Consider the following 435-nt stretch of genomic DNA (forward strand, 5'->3'; position numbering starts at 1 on the left):
TGCCTGACCATCGCTCAATGGATGATGGCTAAATACATCATCGCTCAATAGAGCGCCTAAAAAACTTTGGATGATTATAGCATTTTGCCCCAACGTAATTCTTAAAAAAACTTTGAATTGACGGGTTTTTAACCCTAGTTTGTCTCAACAATTTTTTGTATGCAAAAAATGCCCTTGTTGCAAAAAGTGATGGATTTGTATCGCTACTTCATCATTTATCAGGAGTCCCGTATGGGACGCATTGACGGTGATATGGTCTTTGGCAGCGGCAAGCTGGGTTTCATGCACAAATACCGTGCCGTCATTGGGCTGGAGATGCGGCTCAAGCTTGGCAAGTTGACGGTTACGAGGCAATACCACTTTGCCAAGCCCCACCGAACGAACCCCCGCAATACTACCTAGCTGTACTTCATCTTTGAGTGCAGGCGCATTGCC

At 45.3% G+C, this 435-nt stretch carries 1 protein-coding gene; it reads right to left on the reverse strand.

Translation table 11 applies throughout. The features are described from left to right. Positions 1-144: 144 nt before the first annotated feature. On the reverse strand, positions 145-435 hold a 291-nt coding region (locus J1781_RS00235), incomplete at its 5' end, for a hypothetical protein (RefSeq protein WP_217233002.1).

Origin of the sequence: Rahnella perminowiae (assembly GCF_019049695.1) — a bacterium.
Lineage (GTDB): Bacteria > Pseudomonadota > Gammaproteobacteria > Enterobacterales > Enterobacteriaceae > Rahnella > Rahnella perminowiae.